This window comes from Leptotrichia sp. HMT-225 (assembly GCF_030644325.1).
Classification (GTDB): Bacteria; Fusobacteriota; Fusobacteriia; order Fusobacteriales; family Leptotrichiaceae; genus Leptotrichia; species Leptotrichia massiliensis.
Genome location: NZ_CP130323.1, coordinates 179,930 through 203,320, shown reverse-complemented (window position 1 = coordinate 203,320; position 23,391 = coordinate 179,930). Strand labels below are relative to the sequence as shown.

Genomic DNA, 23,391 nt, shown 5'->3' with positions numbered 1-23,391 from the left:
TATAAATAATATAGAAAATATAATTTGAAAATACGAATAAAGTAAAGAAAGGAGATCAACTATGAATAAGTTTTTCAAATTATCATTGTTATTTACTTTTATAGTTGCTATTAGTCTATTTTATAGAAATCGTTTAAACAAGGCAAGAATAAATGTATCCGATTGTCCAAATAATCGCTATATGGCAAACAGAAAAGAATACTACGAAAAAAATTATAAGATTTTTAAAGAAAGGAAAATAAAATTTTATACAGATGATGAAAATGGAAAAATGCGAGAAATTGCTAATCAAGATGAATTTTTTGCTTCATTAAGAGAAGCTAGAGATTATGCTTATGAAATAGTTGGAAAAAAATGGTTCTATACAAAAAGAAAGTTATTTGGAATAGCATTTGGAATTGATAAGGAAGCAAAAATAAAATATATTTCAGTACCAGAAAAAGAAAAGAAAAATATATTAAAAAATATAGACAAATATCCTGAAAAGAATATAAAAAATAGATGTGTGCTAGTAGAAGTCCTGAAAGGTAATTATTAAGAATACTAGAACAAAAATAAAAACAACTTTAAATTTTAAATATTTTTAAAAACAAAAATGAAGCATTAAAATTAAAAAAGGAGATAAAAATGTCAGAATATACAACAATTTGGGAAGCAGTAAGATTTGGAACATTAAAAGATGTTATAGAAATATTCAAAAAAGGAGATGAAAAAATTGGAGATGCATCGGGAGATAGTATCTTATTTGATGCATTAGCAAATACTAATAGCATTGCACGTTATGAAATTACTAATTTTTTAATAAATAAAGGAGCTGATGTTAAAGCAGTAACAGAAGATGGGATAAGTTTATTTTTTCCGTTATTCTCATATGGTTGGACAGATATAGTAAAAACAACAATATTATGTAAAACATTATTGGAAAAAGGCACGGATATAACAACAATATATAAGAAAGAGAAAACGGTTTCTTTCAAGGAATTATTTAATATTGGTGCTCCTGAAATAGAAATGTTACCACTATATCAACTGATATTTTCTCAACCAGGACTTCCTCTTTTAGTAAAGGATAAATGGGGATTAACAGTAATTGAATTTGCCAGAAGATCTAATAGACCAATAGCAGTGAAAATAATGGAAGACTATGTAAAAAAATATAATCTAAAAGAAGAAAATTAGAGTACTTAATAATCATTGTTATAAAAGTATATATTAGAATGGGTGTGTAAGAATTTTTGTGTAAACCTCTAAATAATATATGGTAAAATAACTGTATAATATTTGGAGGTTTTTGTTATGGCTAAAAAGAAATCTGTCTGTTAAAATATAGTTATAGAAATATTTAATAATCTGAACAGAAAAAGTGAAAGTTGCTTATAAATGGAGGTTTAAAGCAAGGTGTAGAAAAGAATACAAAACAGTACCATTATTAGAATATAAGCCAGATTATATAAATAATATACAAAATATAATTCAAAAACAAGAAATGAAAATACCTATAAAATAATAGGAAGGAGATATTAAAATGTCAGAATATAGAACAGTATCTGCTGCAGCAATGTTAGGAACATACGAAGATTTTTTAGAATTATTTGAAAAAGGATATGAAAATAAAGAAAGTGTCTTGAAAAGTAATATTTTATATGATGCCTTAAGAAATAATAATGACGAAGCACGTTATAAAATATCAATTTTTTTAATAAATAAAGGTGCTAATATTAAATACAGAACAAAGGAAGGAACTACTTTATTTTTTCCTTTATTTGAAAGTGGAGGGAATGATATAGCTGGAACAACAGAATTATGCAGAATTTTTTTAGAAAAAGGAGCAGATATAACAGCATTATACAAACCATACAGAATTGTAGTTTTTAAAAATATTTTTAATTATTTTACTGATGAAAACGAGATGATTCCACTATATAAATTAATCTTTTCTCAACCAGGATTACAATTATTAACAAAAGATAAATGGGGATTAACAGCTTTAGAATTTGTTAAAAGGTGTCAGAAACCAATAGCATTAAAAATGATGGAAGATTATATAAAAAAATATAACCTGAAAGAAGATAGTTAGAATTTTTAGATAATCGTTGTTGTAAAAGACAGCGGTTATTTTTCAGGATTAGTATATAGCATTTTCGCCATTCTTTTTAATATTATTAGAATTATTATTATTGCGAAATAAAGGGAAATACTGACTGATTTGACTTGCGTATATCATATAAAAGAAAAAACATAAAATTATGAAAAATATTTATTAATAATAAGCAGTTTTTCAAAATCTGAATAAAAATCTCCTATACAAATACTTAAAAGTTAGATTTGATTTTTTTTACAAGGCTATCAAACTAATTATTATAAAATTTTATTACTATTTTTTAAATAAGGTTTAGTATAAGTTACTTTATTTCAATATTTAAAAATAGGCTGTGTTTAAAAACTCAAAATCTATGTTATTTTTAATTTTTTTTGTTTTATAAATTGTACAAAGCACGATAAAATCAGTATTTATTATTTCTAATTTTAAAAAATTTGTTAAAAATTCATTATTTTAAGAGTTTTCAGACATGTCCTAATTTAAATTCTAAATTTTAATCCTATAATCAGTTTAACAAGCAAAAATTACATTTTAATTTCTTGTTAAAAATATTTTTAATAAATTAATTATTTAAATCAAGCCTAGTATCAAGTATACTAAATACACTCTGTTTCAATACTTTCCAAAAATCCTGAATTCATATTAAATTTTATGTTAAGTACGTGTATTCCAAAACTTCATTCTTCTTTTCCCCCTTTACTTTTATCATCAAACACATTCTATTATCAAAAATCTTTATTTCTCCATAATATAAATCAGGACTGCACAAATACTCTTTCTTCATCATAAATTCCCCATCACAAAATAAAAACTCAAATATCTTCTCATAATCACCATTTCTAAACCTATAAAATCCAATATAATTTTCCTTAAACTCCCATAATTTTCTATCACTATACCGAATATCATTATCCAGAATAATTTCTTCAATAAAATACAACCTATCTCCTTCTTCTTTAATCACAACATTCCCTTTACCAACATAATTCCAACCTGTCGAAGACCCTTCCAAACTCTCTGCCTTAAAAGAAATCCTTCTAACATTTCTCATCATTTCATAAATATCCATAATCCTATCCATACTATTTCTCCCGTAATTTCAAACATCTTCCAATATATTTATTACAGTATATCAAAAATAAAGTACAAAATAAAGAAAACAAATACTATTTATCCATTTTTATAACAAAAGTTATCCACCTTATAAACAAAAAAAGACAAAATACTTTATACTTTTTTCAGAAAGTATCCTGTCTAAGTCATCTATATTTTTCATAATGCTATATTATCTTCATCTTTACAAAACCATTTATTAATTATTGCACATCCTCTATTTCTTTTTATTTTAAAATTTATCTACTTTTTGAATATTTTTAACAAAAAAAAATGGCGTCCCCGGTTGGACTCGAACCAACGACCCTCTGATTAACAGTCAGATGCTCTAACCGGCTGAGCTACGGAGACACACAAAAGAAAAAAGTTTGGCAACTACCTATTTTCCCGGGACGAATCCAAGTATCGTAGGCGTAAACAGACTTAACTGCCGGGTTCGAAATGTAACCGGGTGTATCCCTGCTGCTAACATCACCAAACTTTAAAAACTAAATTGTCAAGTTAAGACAATGAGAAATAAATAGTAGTAGTAAAAGATTAATTAAAAAGCAGATGTAATATTAGTACCAGTCAGCTGAATGCATTGCTGCACTTACACCTCTGGCCTATCAACCATGTGTTCTCCATGGATACTGCGAATACTCATCTCAAAGTCGGTTTCTCGCTTAGATGCTTTCAGCGATTATCCGTTCCAGACGTGACTACCCAGCCATGCCACTGGCGTGACAACTGGTACATCAGAGGTCTGTCCAACCCGGTCCTCTCGTACTAAGGTCAGATCTTTTCAGTATTCAAGCGCCTGCAGTGGATAGGGACCGAACTGTCTCACGACGTTCTGAACCCAGCTCGCGTGCCTCTTTAATGGGCGAACAGCCCAACCCTTGGGACCTTCTCCAGCCCCAGGATGAGACGAGCCGACATCGAGGTGCCAAACACTTCCGTCGATATGGACTCTTGGGAAGTATCAGCCTGTTATCCCCGGGGTAGCTTTTATCCGTTGAGCGACGGTCCTTCCATACGGAACCGCCGGATCACTAACTCCTACTTTCGTACCTGCTCGACCCGTCAGTCTTGCAGTCAAGCTCCCTTATGCGTTTGCACTCTTAGGCTGATTTCCATCCAGCCTGAGGGAACCTTTGAACGCCTCCGTTACTCTTTGGGAGGCGACCGCCCCAGTCAAACTGCCCATCTAGCACTGTCTCCGTTACCAGATTAGAATTTCAACGGCATATGGTTGGTATTCCAACGACGACTCTGTTAAAACTGACGCCTTAACTTCACAGTCTCCCAACTATCCTATACACACACAGCCAAAACCCAATGCCAAACTACAGTAAAGCTCCACGGGGTCTTTCCGTCCTACTGCAGGTAGTCGGTATCTTCACCGACATTACAACTTCACCAGGTCTCCAGCCAAGACAGCTCCCAAATCATTTCACCATTCGTGCAGGTCGGAACTTACCCGACAAGGAATTTCGCTACCTTAGGACCGTTATAGTTACGGCCGCCGTTCACCGGGGCTTCAATTCGAATCTCTCAATCCTCCTCTTAACCTTCCGGCACTGGGCAGGTGTCAGCCCATATACGTCGCCTTTCAGCTTAGCATAGACCTGTGTTTTTGGTAAACAGTTGCTTGGGACTCTTCACTGCGGCCTGTTTCCCCTTGAGGTGTTTCTCCTCTCAAGTATATCAGGCACCCCTTCTCCCGAAGTTACGGGGCTATTTTGCAGAGTTCCTTAGCTAGAGTTATCCTGTCGGCCTTAAGTTTCTCACTCTGTCCACCTGTGTCGGTTTACAGTACGGGCACTATTTCTCATCGATAGAAGTTTTTCTCGGCAGTGTAGGATCTGTGACTTATGCTAATGCACTTCCCCATCAGGTCTCACATTTAGACACGCGGATTTTCCTGCGTGTCCATGCTACGCCCTTAGAAAGACTATTCCGTCAGTCTTCTCACATACCTTCCTGCGTCACTCCGTCTCTCAAGCGATAATAGTGGTACAGGAATATTAACCTGTTTTCCATTCGCCATCACAATTTTGCTTATGCTTAGGTCCCGACTTCCCCAGGGCGGACAAACCTTCCCCTGGAAACCTTGGACTTCCGGCCGGCGGGATTCTCGCCCGCCTTCTCGCTACTCATTCCTGCATTCTCACTTCTGATACCTCCAGAATGGCCTTACGGCATTCCTTCAACGGCCTACAGAACGCTCTCCTACCAGGCGTGTAAACACGCCTCCGCAGCTTCGGTTTATGTCTTAGCCCCGTTACATCTTCGGCGCAGATACTCTCGACCAGTGAGCTATTACGCACTCTTTTAAGGTATGGCTGCTTCTAAGCCAACCTCCTGGTTGTCTGTGAATATCCACCTCCTTTCCCACTTAGACATAATTAGGGACCTTAGCTGGCGGTCTGGGCTGTTCCCCTCTCGTCCGCGGACCTTGTCATCCGCGGACTCACTCCTGACTATTAATATATGGTATTCGAAGTTTGCTTGATTTCGGTAAGCAGTACGCCCCCTAGACCATACAGAGCTCTACCCCCACATATCTTAACGTCAAGGCTGCACCTAAATGCATTTCGGAGAGAACGAGCTATCTCCTAGTTCGATTGGCTTTTCACCCCTAGACCTGCCTCATCTCCCAACTTTTCAACGGCGGTGAGTTCGGCCCTCCACTGAGTCTTACCTCAGCTTCAGCCTGGACAGGCCTAGATCACTAGGTTTCGCGTCTATGACTAGCGACTTAACGCCCTATTAAGACTCGGTTTCCCTTCGGCTCCACTTTATTAACCTTGCCACTAATCATAACTCGCAGGATGATTAACCAAAATCCACGCAGTCACACATAAAGTGCTCCTACCGTTTGTAAGCACACGGTTTCAAATTCTATTTCACTCCCTTGCTCAGGGTTCTTTTCACCTTTCCCTCACGGTACTCTTCACTATCGGTCAACAACAGTATTTAGCCTTGCGTGATATGGTCCACGCTGATTCACGCCAGATTCCTCGTGCCTGACGCTACTCGGGTGCTTCCAGTCACTATATGTATTTTATGTTCTACAGGACTATCACCTTCTTTGGTTCAGCTTCCCAGCTGATTCTACTTACATACATACAGTTTAAACATTATGACAATCCGTTAATGGAAGTCCCACAACCCCGTGCCAGCAATGCTGTCCGCTTGGCACTGGCACGGTTTAGGCTTTTCCCCGTTCGCTCGCCGCTACTTAGGGAATCGTTTTTACTTTCTTTTCCTCCCGTTACTTAGATGTTTCAGTTCACGGGCTTACCGTTTTCACGCATGTCCTCCAGACATGCAGGTTTTCCCATTCGGAAATCTGGGGATTAACGATTATGTGCATCTTCTCCCAGCTTATCGCAGCTTATCACGTCCTTCATCGGCTGTTGTTGCCTAGGCATCCTCCGTGTGCCCTTATTAGCTTTTTATCCAGAATAACTTTTACTCTAGTTTCATTGTAATCTTTTACCTACTATTCATTTCCCATTGTCCTAAATATTAATTGGTGGAGATAAGCGGGTTCGAACCGCTGACCTCTGCCTTGCAAGGGCAGCGCTCTCCCAACTGAGCTATATCCCCAAGACATAATATGGTGGGCATGGCTGGACTCGAACCAGCGACCCCTGCGTTATCAGCACAGTGCTCTAACCACCTGAGCTACACGCCCATAAGATATATGAAGAAGCAGTGTAATGAATTAACTCCTTAGAAAGGAGGTGATCCATCCGCACCTTCCGGTACGGATACCTTGTTACGACTTCACCCCAATCACTATCCACACCTTAGATGCCTTCCTCCTTACGGTTAGACCGGCAGCTTCAGGTGCAAACAACTCTCGTGGTGTGACGGGCGGTGTGTACAAGACCCGAGAACGTATTCACCGCAGCATTGCTGATCTGCGATTACTAGCGATTCCAGCTTCATGAAGTCGAGTTGCAGACTTCAATCCGAACTTGGACCGGCTTTAAAGATTCGCTTGGCGTTGCCGCTTTGCAGCTCTCTGTACCGGCCATTGTAGCACGTGTGTAGCCCAGATCATAAGGGGCATGATGACTTGACGTCATCCCCACCTTCCTCCTGCTCTTCGCAGGCAGTCTCGCTAGAGTCCCCAACTTAATGATGGTAACTAACGATAGGGGTTGCGCTCGTTGCGGGACTTAACCCAACATCTCACGACACGAGCTGTCGACAGCCATGCACCACCTGTCTCTACGTTCCCGAAGGCACTGCCTGTTCTCACAGGCATTCGTAGGATGTCAAGATCTGGTAAGGTTCCTCGCGTTGCGTCGAATTAAACCACATGCTCCACCGCTTGTGCGGGTCCCCGTCAATTCCTTTGAGTTTCAGCCTTGCGGCCGTACTCCCCAGGCGGATTACTTATCGCATTTGCTTCGGCACGGACACTCTTCATGCCCACACCCAGTAATCATCGTTTACAGCTAGGACTACCAGGGTATCTAATCCTGTTCGCTCCCCTAGCTTTCGCACTTCAGCGTCAGTTGCCGTCCAGTGAACTATCTTCATCATCGGCATTCCTGCACATATCTACGAATTTCACCTCTACTCGTGCAGTTCCGTCCACCTCTCCAGCACTCTAGCCAAACAGTTTCCAGGGCAGGCTTGCGGTTGAGCCGCAAGTTTTCACCCCAGACTTGTCTGGCCGCCTAGATGCCCTTTATGCCCAATAATTCCGGATAACGCTTGCGACATACGTATTACCGCGGCTGCTGGCACGTATTTAGCCGTCGCTTCTTCTGCAGGTACCGTCACTTTCTTCTTCCCTGCTGAAAGCACTTTACAATCCGAAAACCTTCTTCGTGCACACAGAATTGCTGGATCAGGGTTGCCCCCATTGTCCAATATTCCCCACTGCTGCCTCCCGTAGGAGTAAGGGCCGTATCTCAGTCCCCTTGTGGCCGTTCACCCTCTCAGGCCGGCTACCTATCATCGCCTTGGTGAGCCGTTACCTCACCAACAAGCTAATAGGACGCAAAGCTCTCCTGCAGCATCTCTTTTCATTGCCAGGCACATGCGTGCCGGCAATTGTATCAGGTGTTATCAGTCGTTTCCGTCTGTTATCCCTGTCTGCAGGGCAAGTTCTTTACGCGTTACTCACCCGTCCGCCTTGGCTAGGCTGTGCAAGCACAGATTTGCCAAAGACTTGCATGTGTTAAGCATTCTGTCAGCGTTCATCCTGAGCCAGGATCAAACTCTTCATTCAATATATTTTACATATATTTAAATTTCACCTTTATCTTGACGAGAATCTTGTTTTACAACAAGAGCTCTTGACTATTATTTATCTTTTACACATTATTGCTTCTTCTATTCTTATCTCAATTGTCCTGCGACACGATTTCGTATCGACAAGATATATATTATCATAACTGAATTTATTTGTCAACTACTTTTTTTCAAAAAATTTGTGTTTTTTGTAGTTATAAAGGTTTCTTTACCGGTATTCCTACTTTTCTAGGATATTTTATCTTTGTTTTTTGAAGTTTTATAATCTCCAATATTATTCTTGTATCTTTGCTTTCTGGAAGATTAAATTCAAAAGTTTTGTTTATTTTTGCATTTAAAACCTTTAGAGCATTTTTCGATTCTTCTATTTCGTTTAGGTTTAATTTTTGCGGTAAAAAACGTCCATTTACCTTTATGAATGGAATCATATACTCCAGTATTATTCTTAAATTGGCTACCCCTCGGCAAAGAGCAACATCAAAACTTTCTCTTCTATCTTTTATTAATTCTTCTGCACGTTCAAAACTTGTGGTTACATTCTGTAAATTTAATTCTTTTATTCCTTCATTTATGAATTCTATTTTTTTCCTTACTGAATCTACTAACAAAAACTTTTTCTCTGGGTAATAAATGGCAAGTACAAGCCCAGGAAATCCAGCACCTGTTCCCACATCTATAAAAGATTTTTCGTTATCATTTATAACTTTTGTTAAAAGCAAGGAATCTATAAAATGTTTTTCCAGCATTCCTTTTTTCTCACGAATTGCTGTTAAATTCATAATTTGATTTTTATTATATAAAAGTTCTAAAAATTTAAGCATTTGTGTAATTTTTTCGTCTGATACTTTAATTTCTGATTTTGAAAGCAAGTTTAAGAAATATTCTCTTAAATTGGCTTCTTCGTTTATATTTTCCACTTTTTCTCCTTACGTTCCATTAATATATAAAAGTTTTTTTATAGCTAGATTTTATTTTAAAACTCCATCTAAATACATGAGCAGTACAGAAATATCTGCTGGCGTTACTCCAGACATTCTGGATGCCTGTCCTACATTATATGGTCTATTTTCTTTCAATCTTTGTTTTGCTTCTCTTGTAATTCCCTTCATACTGTCATAGTCAAAATTTTTAGGAATTTTTTTATCATCCAGTTTTTGCTGTTTTTCCATAATTTGGATAGCTTTGGCGATGTAGCCTTCATATTTTGTCTGAACTTCAATTTGATATTCAGTTTCATCGTCAAAATTTAGATTTGGAACATTTTCAATGATTTCAGCTATATATTTTATATCTTGATATGTAACTTTTGGACGACGTAAAATTTCCTTTAAAGTCGTTCCACTTTTTAGACTTTCGTTATATTTATCAAGAATTTCCATAAGCCTTTGGTTACTGCTTCCAAGTTTTATATTCTCAAGAATTTCTATTGTTTCCTTAACATTTTTTTTCTTTTCCTGTACAATATCATAATATTTTTTATCAAGAAGTCCAATTTTATAAGCCTTTTCAGAAAGTCTTATATCAGCGTTGTCTTCACGTAAAATAAGACGGAACTCAGATCTCGCCGTAAACATTCTATATGGCTCAAACAATTCCTTATTTATTAAATCATCTATCATTGTCCCAATGTATGAACTCTCTCTATCCAAAATAAACGGATCTTCTCCTCTAATTTTTAAAGCTGCATTGATTCCTGCTATAATTCCCTGTGCAGCCGCCTCTTCATAACCGCTTGTCCCATTTAGCTGTCCAGCCAGATAAAGTCCTTTTACTTTACGGGTTTCAAGAGTGTAGTCAAGTTCGCTAGGGTCTACAATATCGTATTCTACCGCATACCCATATCGCATTATATGGGCATTTTCGAGTCCATCAATTGTATTTACTATCTTCTGCTGCAAACTAGCGGGATAGCTTGTGGAAAGTCCACTTATGTAGACTTCCGCCGTATCAAATCCTTCTGGCTCCAAAAACAGATGATGGCTGTCTTTATCATTAAATTTTACAACTTTATCTTCAATCGACGGGCAATATCTTGGCCCTGTGCTGCTTATACTTCCATTATACATTGGCGCTTTATCCAGATTATCCATTATTATTTTATGTGTATTTTCATTAGTTCTTGTCAAATAGCACGATAATTGCGGTTTTTCCAAAACTTCATCATTTGGCGTTCTCATTGAAAATTTTAACGGAATACCTGTTATTCCCGGCTGTTCTTCCAATTTTTCCAGATTTAATGTTCTAATATCAAGTCTAGGAGGTGTTCCTGTCTTGAATCTATCCATTTTAAATCCTAAATATTTTAAGGAATCTGTAAGGTCATCTGCCGATAACTCTCCCATTCTTCCACCTTTCACCCTTTTATCTCCAATGTATAAAAGTCCTCTCAAGAATGTTCCTGTTGCAAGTACAACTGCCTTTGCAAAAAACTCCATTCCTGTCTTAGTTCTTATCCCTTTTATAACTTTTTCAATTCTTTTAGAATTACCTTCTAAAATTTCAATTTCTTCTACAATTAATTCTGTGACAATATCTTGAACAGTATCTAAATTTTGCTGATTTTCTATTGTTTTTTTCATTTCCCTTGCATAAATTTTTCTATCCGCCTGAGCCCTTAACGAACGAACTGCCGGTCCTTTTTTTGTATTCAGAATTCTCATTTGTACAAAGCTTTTGTCCATATTTCGTCCGATTTCTCCACCTAATGCGTCAACTTCCTTAGCCAGATGGCTTTTTGCAGGTCCTCCAACTGACGGGTTACAGGACATAACACCTATATTATCTAATGTTATTGTAAAAATTGCTGTATTCAATCCTAATCTCGCTGATGCCAATGCCGCTTCAATTCCCGCGTGTCCAGCACCAACTACAATTACATCATAATTTCTCATTTTATTTATAAATTGTAATTTTTATTCTCAAAATAATACTTTGACCTAAAATTACACTCTCCTTTCAATTTCAATTCTTTTTATAAATCCATTATATATTAATATTTTGTTTTTTTCAATAAAGTATTTTTAAAAAAAGAAAAAACGAGTTGTTCAACCCGTTCTTGTTATTTAATAATTATATTTTTATTTTCTGTTTTGGTGGAAATGACGGGAATCGAACCCGTGTCCAAAATAAAAAGTTCTTACTATCTTCTACAAGTTTAGTCTATTTAACGCTTTAACCGTTAGATATTAAACAGACAAAAGTCTAAAGGCGAGATTATAAGTTTTCCCCAAATGACATAATCATACATTTGAGTAAGCCATTAAAAATGACATCATCTAATGGAAAAATGGCATTCCCAAAAGAGATGAGCTGCTATCTTAGGCAGCTAATGCGTAATTATCGTTTCCGATTATTTTTAAGTTGGATTTTAAAGCTCCCGCTTACTTGCCAATAATAATCTTTTTATCCTGTCGAAACCAGAACATTCCCTTAACTATTTTTAACTCTTAAGTAATTCTATCACAAAAACATTTATTTTTCAACAGCCGTTTTAATTTTTTTTAATGTTTCGGTGCAAAAAGGCTTATTACACCGTAAGACGCTAAAGTCATTATTACTGCAGCTATTACGACTCCTAACCCAATGTAAAAAAATGACCTTTTTCTATTAAATTGAAGCAACGCCGCAATTAATGCACCTGTCCAAGCACCTGTCCCTGGAAACGGAATTGCTACAAACAGCATTAAACCAATAAATTCTCCTGTTGCAAGCCCTTCACTTCGTTTTTTCGCACGATTTTCTATTTTTTCAATAAATTTTACCATAATATTATGTTTTTTCATAAATTCAAAGGCTTTTACTGAAAACAGCAGAATAAATGGTACAGGAAGCATATTTCCAACAATCGAAACAATCATATTTAAGTACCAGGGCAATCCAATAGCCGCTCCAATCGGTATTGCACCACGAAGCTCAATTATAGGCAGCATTGATATAAGAAATATTCCGATCATTTTGTTTAAAAGTGGAGCTCCTATCAAAGTTACCTTTATAAAATTTTTAAAAGATTCCATCATTTTTATTTTTTACTTTATAATAATTACATTCATTAATTATTACAAATTTCTCCTTTATTGTTTATTTACGTTGTTTCAAGAGAACGTATGCTCTATTTTTTTATTTAAAATCTTATCTAATTCTTACAAAAATTCATACATTTACAACATATTTCCAACTAAATTTAATTATTTTTTTGTAATCACAAATATTAACGGCTGTGATTTTTCCAAGATAAACTCAGATTCATTAAAGCCACCAAATACTTTTACATTGCTTATTCCTAATTGCTCAAAAAATTTCATAAAATCAAAATAATTAACATTTGTTAAAATTTCATCATTTTCAAACTTATCATCCAAAATAGTTTTAAAAATCACATTATTATCAGAATTTTTGTAATAATAACGCTCAAATTTCACATTTTCATTTTCAATCAATGGTAAATTTCCCAAAAAATCAGATTCAGATTTTTGATTTTCAAAAAATTTATAAAAATTTATTAGTTGAATAATCAGTTTTCCATTATTTTCAAGCTGTGAATAAGCCTTTTGTAAAAATAAAAAAATCTCATCTTTGCTATTCAAATGCGGTAACGTATTTCCAACATTTATTATTGTGTCGAATTTTTTCAATTCATCAATTCTCATCATATCCAAATTTTTTACATCAACATTTTTTTCTCTAGCCTGCTCAATCAATTTTTCATTTATATCAAGGGAAATTACATCATATCCTTCATTTTTCAGAAATTTTGACAAATTACCTGTTGCAGCTCCTACATCAAGCACTTTTTTTCCTGTAATATATTTTTGAAAAAAATTCTTCTGAACATCTGAAAGTGAAAAGATAAAATCGTATTTTTCTGCTATTGTATCGTAAAACTTCTTCATGTTTTCTTTATTTTTCATATTTTCTCCAAATTTTAAAATTTTTTGAATTTTAACAGCAAAGTTATAATTTTAGATTATTATAACATAAATTTTATAAAATAAGAATTAAATTTGCCCAACTTTTTGGGGTCAACACATCTATCTAATTTATATAATTTTTTTGATAAAATTCTTATTCTTTAACAAGTATTAATAACATTTTGAAATTTTCTGTTTCGGCTTCCACAGCATGAGGTATATTTGCAGGAAGAACAGCACTTTCACCTTTTTTCACAACAAATGGTTTTCCATCAACATAATATTTCCCTTCCCCATCAAGCACAGTAACCAATGCGTCTCCAGGGGCTTTATGTGGATCAAGACTCTCACCTTTCCAAAAAGACATAATTGTCATTACTAAGTTTGGTTTTGCTACCAAATTTTTACTTACTATTTTCCCTTCCTGATATTCAACAACTTCAGCAAGATTAAAAGCACTTGCACTTTCCAGCATTTTTAATGTCTTATTTTCCATATTTCCTTCTCCTATCTTTTCTCCAATTTCAATTAACTTCAATTTATCCCTTGCTTCAATAGAGTAATTATGATTTGCTGTGATTTCAAGAAAATCTCCATTGGAAATTGTTTTTTTATTATTTTCAATAAAAATTTCTCCATTACCATTAAAGCAGTAATAATAACGGTTTCCAAGCATAGCTTCTGCGGTTATTTCCTCATCTTTTGCTAAAGAGAATAAAGAAATATAGCTATTTGGCTGATTTAAGATTCTCATGCTTACAACTTCGGCTTCCTTAGATGTGATAAGCTCATTAAAATTTATCGGTTTTGCAACTTCTATTTTAACCATAAATCTCTCCTTAATTTATAATATTTTTTCCAGCTTTTTCATAAACATTTCTTGAATAAACTGATATTCTCCCATTCCTACTAATTCTGTTTCCACAATATATCCATTTTTTTCAAAAATTGTTTTCCATGAATTTTCAGTATCTGACATAATGTCTTTTTTTGCATGTTTTCCAGCAACTATTAAAAAAGGTTTTATTAGTATTTTTTTATAATCTGTATTTTGTAATTTCTCTAAAATATCTGAAATTTGAATCTTTCCTTCAATTGTTCCAATAAAAATATTGTTTTTTCCAGCTTTTTCATATTTTTTCTGTAACTTTTCATAACTTTTATCCGAAATATCTTCTGAACCGTGTCCTACAAAAATAATTGCATCATTGTCTTTTGTATCATTAAATTCCTCATTTTCAACAATTTTTTCATAATCTTCTCCCGCAAACAATAACGGTTCTGAAATTTTTCCGTATTTATTATTCAATTTTTTGTACTCAATTCCATCCAAAATATGAAGCGACATTGTTACAATATTATTAAAACCCTTATTTTTTAAAGCATTCAGAACTTCTTCATGATTAAAGACTGAATAATTTTTTTCAGTTTTCAGTTTATGGCATACTCTTTTAGATGTAAATGCACGTTCAAAATTCTTTTCTCCATATTTTTTCTTTACGTTATTTTCTATAACTTCAATTGTTTTTTTTAATGTCTCAGTATGTACAGTTCCATAACTTGCAACAACAATCCCTTTTTCCATAAACTATATTTCCTTTCAGTTTTATAAAGTATGTTTGAACCTCTGTAAATAGCTAAAAATTCAAGAATTAAACAAAATAATCCTAACCTTTGAGTTTGGTTTTAAAATAATTTTATTGTAGTATAACACATATTTAAAAAAAATAGAAATTTAAAAATAAATTTATTAATTTTTTATAATACAAATAATACAAAAAAGAAAACCGACTATTTCTAGCCGATTTTCAAAGTTAATTTTTAAGATTTCTGTTTAAAATCAATTATTTAGCAATTTTGCTTGCGAAGTATCCTAAAGTTCTGATTAATTGAGCTGTATAAGACATTTCGTTGTCATACCAAGATACTGTTTTAACTAATTGAGTATCTCCGTTTTGAACGATTTTTGTTTGTGTTGCATCAAATAATGATCCGAAGTGAATTCCAACGATGTCAGAAGATACTAATTCTTCTTCAGTATATCCGAATGATTCGTTAGCTGCCGCTTTCATAGCCGCGTTTACTTCTTCTACAGTTACTTTTTTACTTAAGATTGATACTAATTCAGTTAATGAACCAGTTGGAACAGGTACTCTTTGAGCAGCTCCATCTAATTTTCCGTTTAATTCAGGTACTACTAATCCGATTGCTTTTGCAGCTCCTGTTGAGTTAGGAACAATGTTTACAGCTGCAGCTCTTGCTCTTCTTAAGTCACCTTTTCTGTGAGGTGCATCCAAAGTATTTTGATCTCCAGTGTAAGCGTGGATAGTTGTCATTGTACCAGTTACAACACCAAAGTTATCATTTAATGCTTTAGCCATTGGTGCTAAACAGTTAGTTGTACAAGAAGCTCCTGAAATAACTGTTTCAGAACCATCTAAAATTTCGTGGTTTACATTATAAACAACTGTTTTAACATCATTTCCACCAGGTGCAGTAATAACTACTTTTTTAGCTCCTGCTTTAACATGTAATTCTGCTTTATCTTTTGTAGCAAAGAATCCTGTAGCTTCCAATACCACGTCAACACCTAATTCTCCCCAAGGTAATTCTTCAGGGTTAGCTTTTGCGAAAGTTTTGATTTCTTTACCGTTTACTACGAAAGCTCCTTCTTTAACTTCAATAGTTCCATTGAATCTTCCTTGAGATGAATCATATTTGAATAAGTGTGCTAACATTTTAGCGTCTGTCAAATCATTAATTGCCACCACTTCAAATTTGTCTGTTTGTTCAGCTAATAATCTTAATGCTAATCTTCCGATTCTTCCAAATCCATTAATTGCTACTTTAACTGCCATTTTAATAATACCTCCTAAAAATTTTAATATATTAAAAAATATATTATTCTATACAATTTGAGTATACCATATTTTTGTTTAATTTTCAACAGTCAGAAATTAATAAAATTTTATACTAGAATTACTAAAAATTATATAAATTTTTCGTTTTTTATAAAAAAAAACCACTATAAAAACTAGTAGTTATACGTCACATATTTTATAATTAAAATGGCTGGGCTGAATGGATTCGAACCATTGCATGCTGGAGTCAAAGTCCAGTGCCTTACCGCTTGGCGACAGCCCAACAATTATTTCCTAAGACAAGAATCATTATACAAAAAAATTTTCATTTTGTCAACACTTTATTTTATAATTTTAAAAATTATTTTTTAAATTATATAAAGAATTGTTTAATAAAGTAATCTTTGGTTTATTGTATTTAGTTTAACTTTTCTTCTTATTAATTATTTTAGAAATAAAAAACTACACTTGCTATCTTGTTTCCAAAATTTTAAGTGTAGTTTATATTTCTTTATTTAGCACCCTTCAATTTTTTTTCTAAACTATCAACTTGCCACTTTCCATTTATTTTTTTCAATGTTGCTGGTGCATTTTCAACTAAAATTTCTTCTTCAGTTATTTTTTTTACTTCTGCTTCAAACATTTTTATTCTTTTAGTTATTGCAATACTGTAGTAATTTCGTTTTATTGGTTCATTCCCCTTATTTTTCATAATTTGTTCCAATTCACTTACACTACTAATTTTAGCTTTTTCCATAATTTGTCTTTCTGTTTCTTCATCCAAATCCAACATATCCGAAACATTTTTCAAATTTTTAGATTTTATATCATAAACTACCTCTACTTCATCATCTGAAAGATATTCTATTTGTTTTATGTCAAATCTTAATGGGGTTTCTCTCGCTGTAATTCTTGAAATTGTTCTTATATATTTGTCTACAATTTCATATTTTAACGCATTACTTATGATATAATCTTTTTTAAATAATCTATTATAAGCTTCTTTTTCGAGTCTTTTCTCATTATCTTGTATTCCAGCATTTACAATTGTGAAAAAAAACGATTGTAATCTACTTGAAAGTACTCTTTTTATTTCCATATCTTCATTTTCCACTGTTTTTACTGGTACATTTTGTTGCACTTGATTATTTTCTGCAAAAGTGTTTCCCATAACTATTAACATAATCAAAAATAATATTTTTTTCATCTTTACTCTCCTTATTTTTTATTTTTTTGTTAAACTTATTTCTAATTACCTGTACCTTGAATTTGCCATTTTCCGTTTATTTTTTTTACTGTAACTGACATATCATCTATCCAGATTTCTTCCTCTTTTGTCTTTTTTATTTCTTCATTAACAAAATTTACCATTTCATCTAGCATTACATAGTAATATTTTTTCTTTAATTCATCATTTCCTTTATTTTTCATAATTTTTTCTGCTTCGTCTATACTTTTGACTCCTATTTTTGTTAAAAATTGTTTTTCCATTTGTTCATCAAAATCTAGTAAATCCCAAACTTTATCTAAATTTTTCACTTTCATCTCATAATTTACTTGAACTTCATTTTGAGAAACATAGTTAATCTTTTTTACAGCAATTCTTGGTTTCATACCATTTATTACAACTTTTATTATTTCATCTGTATATTTTTTTCCGATTTCCTTTTTCAAAGCACTACTCATAACATAATCTTTTGGAAATAAGCTGTCTATTGGAATTTTTGAAGATTGCTTATTAATTTCAGTTTCTACAGTATTCTTAACTATATTTATAAACGGCTGCATTGCCATTTCGACAGTATTTTCAATTTCTTTTCTATCATTTTCTGATATTCTGCTTGTTGTTATTCTAGTATTTTTAGTCTTTTGTGATTTTGGTGCTGTGAACGTATTTCCCATTACTGTTAACATTAACACAAATAATATTTTTTTCATAAACTCTCCTCGTTTTAACTTTTATCTTTCTTATAAAAGTATAACATATTTTTTAAAAATATTAAAATTAAAAATTATTTTAAAACGCAAAAACTTACGAAAAAATAATTTATGTGATACAATACAAAGAACTTATAATACAGAAAGAGTAATATTAATACAAAAAAAATAAAAACATGATTATCAAACTATTATCAGTTTCTTTAATCATGTTATTTTTTTTTAATTGTTGTACAGTATTCTTTCTATTTTGCAATTTTTAAATTTTTATAACTTTATCAAATCACATCTTTTCCCAAATTCATCATATTCTTCTCTTATTACAATCTTATTATTTTTATCAAAAAAAATCCAGTTATAAAACTTTCTCCCATCTCGTATAACACCTTCTATAACTGTCTTTTCTCTCAAATTATTATCTTTTCCCTTACTAAACCATTTATTAAAATAACGAAAAAAATTATTTTTTATTTCCACAAAATCTGTAACTTCTATTTTTGCATTTATTTTTCTCCCATTTAATCTATAAATCGGAACATCTTTTTCAAAATCTTTTTCTTCAATTTCAATAATATTATTTTCTACTTCCAATTTTTTCCATTTCTTGAGATTATTCCATTCTTCCAAAGTCATTTTTATCATATCAAAATCTTTAATAGGCTTAAAATCACGAAATTCTACAATTATATATTCTCTAATAAATTTTCCTATTTCTTCATTTTCTAAAAACTCGCCATTCTCAAAGACAATCCTATTCACATTATTTTCTTTAATAAATTTCATTATCTTCTCAAAACCAATTTCCCGTGTTACAACATCATCAGAAATTTCTATTTTTTCTTTCCAAATTGATTTATACAGTCCAACTTTTTTCAGTTCTATCCGAAATTCCTTCTTGTTTATTTTTTCTCCAACTTTTATTTTCTCAAGAAGTCCAATTAATTTTTTTGAAAAATCAACCTTATTTTTATGAATTATTTCTTTCAAATACCTAATTGTGCTGTTTCTCAAAATATCATAATTTCCTAAAATTTCATTTTTCAATTTTTCATCATTCGTAACTTCATTTTCGTAACATTTCCACGAATAATCCTGCCCATCAAAACAATGAAATATTTTATCTCCCTTTTCTTTCTCAAAATCATAATAAGAACAGCTATACAGTGGATCATCTTCCCTTCTCAAAACAAATGCCACATAATTTTTATCTTCTTTTGCTTCCCCAATATGCAAAAAACATTCCGCCTCAAAAAAAGAATCATTTTTCTGATTTTCAAGTTTTATAATTTCCATATTTTTTAAAATCCTCACGTAATAAATAATATTTTATTACTTCATTTTATTTAACATTTGCTCATATTCCTTTGATTTCCCAACCATTCTTAACTTTTTCTAAGTTAATATCTCCTTCAATAACTCTATAAGATGGTTTTTCTTTAAATTCTTTTTTTATAAAATCTGCCATTAAAATTCCAAGTTTCGATAACGTTTTTAAATCATTTGTATTTTCAAATTCCTTTAAATTATATTTTTTTATAAATTTTTTTTCTAGTTCACCTTCATTTAGATTATCAAAACTATCAGATGAAGGCATTGTTATTTTAGATTTTACAACTGCTTTAGTATTTGATAAATACTTTATATTTTTTATTTTTATTTTAGTATTTTCAACCATAAAATTAGAAAGCTGTGAGAAAAATTCCAACAAAATATAATAACCCTCTTCTGGTATATCCTTAATAACTTTTTTAAATTCAGAAATCAGACTCTCTTTCAAGTCTTTCTTTGCGTAATTATTCAATCTTTCTTCAATTTTCTTATTCTCCAAATCAATCTGCTCTTTTGACAAAGTAACATTTTTTTGCTTTATTACTTGATATTGTCCCGCAAAAATTTGTATGGAAAATATAAATAGAATTATTGTTATTAGTTTTTTCATTATTCTTCAATTCCTTTTCTAAATTCATGCGAAAATGCCTTGTCGTAAAGTTTAGACTTAGAATATTCGTTCCCCATAAAGTTTCCTACAAGAATTTGTGCCGTTTTTGTAATTTTTTCCTTTTTCACAAGTTCAGCAATTGTTTCTAATGTTCCCATAACAATTTTCTGATCTTCCCAAGTTGCTCTTTGAACAATTGCAATTGGTGTTGTTTTATCGTAATGTTTTAATAATCTTTTTACAACTTCATCAATCATTTGCACAGACAGGAATATTGCCATCGAACATTTGTGAGAAGCAAGGCTTTCAAGGCTTTCTGCTTCAGGGACAGGCGTTCTTCCTTCCAGTCTTGTACAAATTATTGTCTGACTTACATCAGGCAGAGTAAATTCTTTTTTTATTGCAGCAGCGGCAGCTACAAATGAACTTACCCCTGGAATTACTTCGTATTCAATCCCATATTCATCCAGAATATCCATTTGTTCCCTTATCGCACCATAAATGCTCGGATCCCCAGTATGAACCCTTGCTACCAGTTTTCCTTTTTTCTGTGCCTTTATCGTAACTTCCATTACTTCATCCAAGTTCATTGAAGCAGAATTATAAATTTCAGCTCCATCCTTATGGCAATCAATAACCTCTTTTGGAACTAATGAACCAGCATAAATTATTACATCTGCTTCCTTTACGATTCTTTGCCCTTTTACTGTAATCAATTCAGGATCTCCTGGTCCTGCTCCTATGAAGTATACTTTTTTCATAAAATTACCTCTTTCTTTTTTTATTTTTTTATTTTTATAATATTTCATTTATTTCAAAACTTACTGATATTTCTGTATTCAAATATATTTTTTTATCTTTCTTAAAAAATGCTTCCCAGACTTTCCCATTTTCAAGATAAACAAATATTTTATCAAGTTTTTCAACTTCTTCAACATTTATTTTTTCTATTTTTTTGTTTTTCATCAAATTATAAATTATTATTTTTAACTATTTTTACTTTTCAAATATCAAATATTTACTTCCTGTATATTTCATAAGCCACACATTGTTATTTGATAAATAAAATTTAATATAGCACTTTCCCCTTTTTAAAGTTACCATTTTGTTACCTTGTAATAAAATTGTGCCTTCTTTACAATTTTTCTATTTTAAATTATAATTAACACAGTTAGCTAACTCGAAATAAATTATATTTGGAGGAAATTGAGATGATTGATTATAATAAAATATTAAAAGAAAACTCTTACGGGATTTTAGCTACACTCGATGATAGCAAACCTAAAACAAGAATTTTTCAGTATCTGTTTTCTGAGAAAAACAAAGTATATCTTGCAACTACAAATAATAAAAACGTTTATAAACAGTTAAAAAAATGTCCTTACGTTTCTTTTCTCTCTCATTCAAAAGATTATTTATCATTTATATCCGTAAATGGAAATATTCATTTTACTGATGATATTGATCTTAAAACAAGAGTTTTAAATGAATATCCAGCAATAAAAGAACTTTTTAAAACTCCTGACAATCCTATTTTTGAACTTTTTTATATTAATGTAGAAGAAATCAGGACTTTTGATTTAAAAACTTATACCAATGAAAATTTTAAAATCGAAAAACCATAATTAATTTGATACAATTTCAGTTATTCGTATTTTGTTTTTTCTCGGTAATTTATACCCCATTTGTCCATACTTTCCAGTATTGGCTTTAAACTGTAACCTGTTTCAGTAAGAAAATATTCAACTTTTGGAGGAACTTCAGGATAAATCTTTCTTATAAGAAGATTGTCCTCCTCCATTTCTCTTAAATTGTATGTCAAAACTTTATTAGAAATTCCGTTTATAGATTTTCTCAACTCTCCAAATCTTTTTGTTCCATCGAGCAAATCTCTTATTATAAGTATTTTCCATTTATTAGAAATTAAAGAAAGTGTTATTTCAACAGAACACTTCGGTAATTCTTTTTTATTCATAATTATCATTCTCTATTCCTTTTAATTTTATTTTCTTATTATACTCCCTCAAAACTTTTTCCACCTCATTTTCAAACACTTCCTTATTAGGAATATACAACGTGTATTTTGAAGCAAAAATCTGATTAGAAAGTCCACCTAGTGCATATTCAGACTGAATACCATTCTCTTTCATAAAATGCTCTTTCTTTATCATCAGATATACTCAAAATCTCACAACAATGAGACCAGCTCAATTTTCCAGACACTGTCCAGAATTTTTGATATTTCAAATAAAATTTTCTCATATTAAATAAATTTGATTTTGAAAAGCCCTTTCCATACTCTTTTGTCAATTTTTTTGACAATTCTTTTAAAAGGTTTTTCCCATATTCCGCTCGCTCATTATTTTTCTGTTCATCTTCTATAATAATTTTCCCAATTTTCCAATAAGTCTGGACAAGAATATTATTAATCTTTATAGATACCTGTTTTCTCGTATTTTCCATTAATTCTTTAATTTGCAAATAAACCATATTACTCTCAATTCCTTTTTCAATTTTATTCATTTTCCCCTCTATATTGTATAAAATTTCCAAAATAATTTATCAAATATTTTTTACTAATAACTAATTTTTTGTTCAACATTCGGATTTTGAACGGCTTTCTCATATAATCCCTTTAATTCTTCAAAATGATTTCCATTTTTTTCTCTATATTCTTTTTCCTTTTCTGTCAATTCCCTATTATACGGATTATCTCCCAAACTGCTGTGAAGAGCAATTCCAAATTGTGTTATAATATCAAATCTCATGATTTCCTGTGACAAACTTTTATCTGTATAAAATTTATAACCATCGTAATTTGAACCTCTTCCCGCATCATAGTAAATATCGTTATTATATTTTACTTTTACAATATTTTTTATTTCTTTTTTTGTTTTTCTTTCATAAATAACTGCCCTGTTGTTTTCCACTAATTCAGCAATATAATTACGAACATAATCCAATTTTTTATCCTTATCAGAAATATTATCTTTTATATTATTTTCTTTTTTCTCCCTTTTTCTGTTGTATAATTCCAATAAATCACTTTTTCTCACTAAAATATCATAATTTTCAGTTTTATACGTTACTGTACCTTTTTTATCATTTGGCAATACATAACTCAAATTTATTTCCTTTTCAAAAGTTTGACTCAATTCCGTGTATCTTTTTTTCTTTGTATCATAAGTTCCTTTTACAATTGTTTCTGCTAGTCCTTGAATTGTTACTCCAAGTAACAAAATAAATAATATTTTTTTCATAATAATTCCT

Annotated in this window: 22 protein-coding genes, 4 tRNA genes, 3 rRNA genes and 1 other RNA gene; 4 read left to right on the top strand and 26 right to left on the bottom strand. The window is 31.9% G+C overall.

Annotation, left to right across the window (positions count from 1 at the left end; genetic code table 11):
- The first annotated feature begins 61 nt into the window (after nt 1-61).
- From QU666_RS00990 to QU666_RS00980, 3 genes are all read left to right on the top strand, one after another.
- Nucleotides 62-538 (top strand): hypothetical protein, encoded by a 477-nt coding sequence (locus tag QU666_RS00990; protein ID WP_021768807.1) that lies wholly within the window; start codon nt 62-64, stop codon nt 536-538.
- Nucleotides 539-627: 89 nt separating this feature from the next.
- Nucleotides 628-1,179 carry an ankyrin repeat domain-containing protein gene (locus QU666_RS00985; RefSeq protein WP_021768808.1) on the top strand — a complete coding sequence of 184 codons (552 nt, stop codon included), beginning with the start codon at nt 628-630 and terminating at the stop codon, nt 1,177-1,179.
- Nucleotides 1,180-1,525: 346 nt separating this feature from the next.
- Complete coding sequence (locus tag QU666_RS00980) at nt 1,526-2,077, top strand: hypothetical protein (RefSeq protein WP_021768810.1); 552 nt, start codon at nt 1,526-1,528, stop codon at nt 2,075-2,077.
- 673 nt (nt 2,078-2,750) lie between these two features.
- Here QU666_RS00980 and QU666_RS00975 read toward each other — a convergent pair.
- The 22 genes from QU666_RS00975 to QU666_RS00870 form a co-directional block, all read right to left on the bottom strand.
- On the bottom strand, nt 2,751-3,182 hold the full coding sequence (locus QU666_RS00975) for a DUF6314 family protein (RefSeq protein ID WP_021768811.1): 432 nt from the start codon (nt 3,180-3,182) through the stop codon (nt 2,751-2,753).
- 306 nt (nt 3,183-3,488) lie between these two features.
- A tRNA-Asn gene (locus QU666_RS00970) sits at nt 3,489-3,565 on the bottom strand.
- Between the two features lie 15 nt (nt 3,566-3,580).
- Nucleotides 3,581-3,693, bottom strand: a 5S ribosomal RNA gene (rrf, locus tag QU666_RS00965).
- 61 nt (nt 3,694-3,754) lie between these two features.
- Nucleotides 3,755-6,660 (bottom strand): 23S ribosomal RNA (locus QU666_RS00960).
- 75 nt (nt 6,661-6,735) lie between these two features.
- Nucleotides 6,736-6,811 (bottom strand) — tRNA-Ala (locus QU666_RS00955).
- Between the two features lie 11 nt (nt 6,812-6,822).
- Nucleotides 6,823-6,899: transfer RNA gene (locus QU666_RS00950), tRNA-Ile, on the bottom strand.
- A 42-nt stretch (nt 6,900-6,941) separates the two neighbouring features.
- Nucleotides 6,942-8,453: ribosomal RNA gene (locus tag QU666_RS00945) — 16S ribosomal RNA — on the bottom strand.
- The 16S, 23S and 5S rRNA genes sit together here with 3 tRNA genes alongside, the layout of an rRNA operon.
- Before the next feature lie 217 nt (nt 8,454-8,670).
- Entirely contained in the window at nt 8,671-9,393 is a 723-nt protein-coding gene (gene rsmG / locus QU666_RS00940; RefSeq protein ID WP_021768541.1) for a 16S rRNA (guanine(527)-N(7))-methyltransferase RsmG, read from the bottom strand.
- A 51-nt stretch (nt 9,394-9,444) separates the two neighbouring features.
- Nucleotides 9,445-11,367 carry a tRNA uridine-5-carboxymethylaminomethyl(34) synthesis enzyme MnmG gene (gene mnmG / locus QU666_RS00935; RefSeq protein WP_021768540.1) on the bottom strand — a complete coding sequence of 641 codons (1,923 nt, stop codon included), beginning with the start codon at nt 11,365-11,367 and terminating at the stop codon, nt 9,445-9,447.
- A gap of 199 nt (nt 11,368-11,566) precedes the next feature.
- Nucleotides 11,567-11,905: a transfer-messenger RNA gene (gene ssrA / locus QU666_RS00930) on the bottom strand.
- A gap of 71 nt (nt 11,906-11,976) precedes the next feature.
- The gene (locus QU666_RS00925; RefSeq protein ID WP_021768539.1) at nt 11,977-12,492 is read right to left on the bottom strand and encodes a small multi-drug export protein; all 516 of its coding nucleotides are present in this window, start codon (nt 12,490-12,492) and stop codon (nt 11,977-11,979) included.
- Between the two features lie 168 nt (nt 12,493-12,660).
- Nucleotides 12,661-13,383 (bottom strand): bifunctional 2-polyprenyl-6-hydroxyphenol methylase/3-demethylubiquinol 3-O-methyltransferase UbiG, encoded by a 723-nt coding sequence (locus tag QU666_RS00920; protein ID WP_021768538.1) that lies wholly within the window; start codon nt 13,381-13,383, stop codon nt 12,661-12,663.
- 154 nt (nt 13,384-13,537) lie between these two features.
- On the bottom strand, nt 13,538-14,212 hold the full coding sequence (locus tag QU666_RS00915; protein ID WP_021768537.1) for a cupin domain-containing protein: 675 nt from the start codon (nt 14,210-14,212) through the stop codon (nt 13,538-13,540).
- Between the two features lie 15 nt (nt 14,213-14,227).
- The gene (locus QU666_RS00910) at nt 14,228-14,968 is read right to left on the bottom strand and encodes a sirohydrochlorin cobaltochelatase (protein WP_021768536.1); all 741 of its coding nucleotides are present in this window, start codon (nt 14,966-14,968) and stop codon (nt 14,228-14,230) included.
- 259 nt (nt 14,969-15,227) lie between these two features.
- Entirely contained in the window at nt 15,228-16,241 is a 1,014-nt protein-coding gene (gap, locus tag QU666_RS00905) for a type I glyceraldehyde-3-phosphate dehydrogenase (protein WP_021768535.1), read from the bottom strand.
- A 211-nt stretch (nt 16,242-16,452) separates the two neighbouring features.
- Nucleotides 16,453-16,527, bottom strand: a tRNA-Gln gene (locus QU666_RS00900).
- A 228-nt stretch (nt 16,528-16,755) separates the two neighbouring features.
- Nucleotides 16,756-17,451 (bottom strand): hypothetical protein, encoded by a 696-nt coding sequence (locus QU666_RS00895; protein ID WP_021768534.1) that lies wholly within the window; start codon nt 17,449-17,451, stop codon nt 16,756-16,758.
- Between the two features lie 41 nt (nt 17,452-17,492).
- Complete coding sequence (locus tag QU666_RS00890) at nt 17,493-18,182, bottom strand: hypothetical protein (RefSeq protein ID WP_021768533.1); 690 nt, start codon at nt 18,180-18,182, stop codon at nt 17,493-17,495.
- Between the two features lie 267 nt (nt 18,183-18,449).
- Nucleotides 18,450-19,475 carry a hypothetical protein gene (locus QU666_RS00885; RefSeq protein WP_021768532.1) on the bottom strand — a complete coding sequence of 342 codons (1,026 nt, stop codon included), beginning with the start codon at nt 19,473-19,475 and terminating at the stop codon, nt 18,450-18,452.
- A gap of 61 nt (nt 19,476-19,536) precedes the next feature.
- Nucleotides 19,537-20,121, bottom strand: a complete 585-nt coding sequence (locus QU666_RS00880; RefSeq protein WP_021768531.1) for a hypothetical protein — start codon at nt 20,119-20,121, stop codon at nt 19,537-19,539.
- On the bottom strand, nt 20,121-20,882 hold the full coding sequence (gene cobM, locus QU666_RS00875; RefSeq protein ID WP_036070051.1) for a precorrin-4 C(11)-methyltransferase: 762 nt from the start codon (nt 20,880-20,882) through the stop codon (nt 20,121-20,123). Before cobM ends, QU666_RS00880 begins: the two co-directional genes overlap by 1 nt.
- A gap of 34 nt (nt 20,883-20,916) precedes the next feature.
- Entirely contained in the window at nt 20,917-21,087 is a 171-nt protein-coding gene (locus tag QU666_RS00870) for a hypothetical protein (RefSeq protein WP_021768529.1), read from the bottom strand.
- A 245-nt stretch (nt 21,088-21,332) separates the two neighbouring features.
- Here QU666_RS00870 and QU666_RS00865 point away from each other — a divergent pair, with 245 nt between their 5' ends.
- Nucleotides 21,333-21,746 carry a pyridoxamine 5'-phosphate oxidase family protein gene (locus tag QU666_RS00865; protein WP_021768528.1) on the top strand — a complete coding sequence of 138 codons (414 nt, stop codon included), beginning with the start codon at nt 21,333-21,335 and terminating at the stop codon, nt 21,744-21,746.
- A gap of 20 nt (nt 21,747-21,766) precedes the next feature.
- Here the strand turns inward: QU666_RS00865 and QU666_RS00860 are convergent, their stop codons facing one another.
- From QU666_RS00860 to QU666_RS00845, 4 genes are read right to left on the bottom strand one after another with little or no spacing between them, the layout of a single operon-like run.
- On the bottom strand, nt 21,767-22,096 hold the full coding sequence (locus QU666_RS00860) for a helix-turn-helix domain-containing protein (RefSeq protein WP_036070050.1): 330 nt from the start codon (nt 22,094-22,096) through the stop codon (nt 21,767-21,769).
- Nucleotides 22,089-22,271 carry a hypothetical protein gene (locus QU666_RS00855; RefSeq protein WP_021768526.1) on the bottom strand — a complete coding sequence of 61 codons (183 nt, stop codon included), beginning with the start codon at nt 22,269-22,271 and terminating at the stop codon, nt 22,089-22,091. Before QU666_RS00855 ends, QU666_RS00860 begins: the two co-directional genes overlap by 8 nt.
- Nucleotides 22,246-22,644: a DUF1016 N-terminal domain-containing protein gene (locus QU666_RS00850; protein ID WP_021768525.1), complete on the bottom strand. Its 399-nt coding sequence runs from the start codon at nt 22,642-22,644 to the stop codon at nt 22,246-22,248. Before QU666_RS00850 ends, QU666_RS00855 begins: the two co-directional genes overlap by 26 nt.
- Nucleotides 22,645-22,697: 53 nt before the next feature.
- Nucleotides 22,698-23,381, bottom strand: a complete 684-nt coding sequence (locus QU666_RS00845) for a hypothetical protein (protein WP_021768524.1) — start codon at nt 23,379-23,381, stop codon at nt 22,698-22,700.
- Between the last annotated feature and the right edge of the window lie 10 nt (nt 23,382-23,391).

Coding starts and splice junctions, on each gene's coding strand:
- QU666_RS00990 (WP_021768807.1), top strand. CDS start 62: ATGAATAAGTTTTTCAAATTATCATTGTTATTTACTTTTATAGTTGCT.
- QU666_RS00985 (WP_021768808.1), top strand. CDS start 628: ATGTCAGAATATACAACAATTTGGGAAGCAGTAAGATTTGGAACATTA.
- QU666_RS00980 (WP_021768810.1), top strand. CDS start 1,526: ATGTCAGAATATAGAACAGTATCTGCTGCAGCAATGTTAGGAACATAC.
- QU666_RS00975 (WP_021768811.1), bottom strand. CDS start 3,182: ATGGATAGGATTATGGATATTTATGAAATGATGAGAAATGTTAGAAGG.
- mnmG (WP_021768540.1), bottom strand. CDS start 11,367: ATGAGAAATTATGATGTAATTGTAGTTGGTGCTGGACACGCGGGAATT.
- QU666_RS00925 (WP_021768539.1), bottom strand. CDS start 12,492: ATGATGGAATCTTTTAAAAATTTTATAAAGGTAACTTTGATAGGAGCT.
- QU666_RS00920 (WP_021768538.1), bottom strand. CDS start 13,383: ATGAAAAATAAAGAAAACATGAAGAAGTTTTACGATACAATAGCAGAA.
- QU666_RS00915 (WP_021768537.1), bottom strand. CDS start 14,212: ATGGTTAAAATAGAAGTTGCAAAACCGATAAATTTTAATGAGCTTATC.
- QU666_RS00910 (WP_021768536.1), bottom strand. CDS start 14,968: ATGGAAAAAGGGATTGTTGTTGCAAGTTATGGAACTGTACATACTGAG.
- gap (WP_021768535.1), bottom strand. CDS start 16,241: ATGGCAGTTAAAGTAGCAATTAATGGATTTGGAAGAATCGGAAGATTA.
- QU666_RS00895 (WP_021768534.1), bottom strand. CDS start 17,451: ATGAAAAAAATATTATTTTTGATTATGTTAATAGTTATGGGAAACACT.
- QU666_RS00890 (WP_021768533.1), bottom strand. CDS start 18,182: ATGAAAAAAATATTATTTGTGTTAATGTTAACAGTAATGGGAAATACG.
- QU666_RS00885 (WP_021768532.1), bottom strand. CDS start 19,475: ATGGAAATTATAAAACTTGAAAATCAGAAAAATGATTCTTTTTTTGAG.
- QU666_RS00880 (WP_021768531.1), bottom strand. CDS start 20,121: ATGAAAAAACTAATAACAATAATTCTATTTATATTTTCCATACAAATT.
- cobM (WP_036070051.1), bottom strand. CDS start 20,882: ATGAAAAAAGTATACTTCATAGGAGCAGGACCAGGAGATCCTGAATTG.
- QU666_RS00870 (WP_021768529.1), bottom strand. CDS start 21,087: ATGAAAAACAAAAAAATAGAAAAAATAAATGTTGAAGAAGTTGAAAAA.
- QU666_RS00865 (WP_021768528.1), top strand. CDS start 21,333: ATGATTGATTATAATAAAATATTAAAAGAAAACTCTTACGGGATTTTA.
- QU666_RS00860 (WP_036070050.1), bottom strand. CDS start 22,096: ATGAATAAAAAAGAATTACCGAAGTGTTCTGTTGAAATAACACTTTCT.
- QU666_RS00855 (WP_021768526.1), bottom strand. CDS start 22,271: ATGAAAGAGAATGGTATTCAGTCTGAATATGCACTAGGTGGACTTTCT.
- QU666_RS00850 (WP_021768525.1), bottom strand. CDS start 22,644: ATGAATAAAATTGAAAAAGGAATTGAGAGTAATATGGTTTATTTGCAA.
- QU666_RS00845 (WP_021768524.1), bottom strand. CDS start 23,381: ATGAAAAAAATATTATTTATTTTGTTACTTGGAGTAACAATTCAAGGA.